Genomic DNA, 508 nt, shown 5'->3' on the forward strand with positions numbered 1-508 from the left:
GGCATTCGGTGGCAATAAAATGTATGTCCTCCGATATTGTCTGCTCATTATTAATTCTCCCCCAATCTGCGGAACCATTGCGCTTTTACCGATAATAAACCCACTATGGAGGGGCGATGACCGTCACTGTCCCAGAGCTGCCACGATATTTTAGCGCTCCTCCCTCGCAATACAATATCCCACCACCACTCGGATTGGACGTTGGAATTGTATCGCAATTTGCGATCCCGATGACTCCCGTGCCGTCACCGAATTGGGTTGTCCTGATGCCGATGTTGCCTTTTAAAATAGTCTTCGTAATACTGTCATTTCCTAAAGTCACTGAATTAGAGCCATTGCCAACAGCTGATGCGCCAATAACTATTTCATTCGTATCTCCATCAGCTAAAGCACGGGCATCGTAGCCAAGATAGACAGAATTATTGGATGTCTGGTTAGCCCCGCCATTTGAATCATACCTTCCAGCATTCACTCCCACAGCTGAGTTTTGGTAGCCAGTGGTGTTGGA

The 508-nt window shown here is 47.0% G+C and carries 1 protein-coding gene; it reads right to left on the reverse strand.

Annotation, left to right across the window (positions count from 1 at the left end; translation table 11 throughout):
• Positions 1–103: 103 nt before the first annotated feature.
• Positions 104–508: hypothetical protein (locus ABJK56_RS02050; RefSeq protein ID WP_347243001.1), on the reverse strand; the 405-nt coding region annotated here is incomplete at its 5' end.

Source organism: Thermogutta sp. (assembly GCF_039793925.1).
Classification (GTDB): Bacteria; Planctomycetota; Planctomycetia; order Pirellulales; family Thermoguttaceae; genus Thermogutta.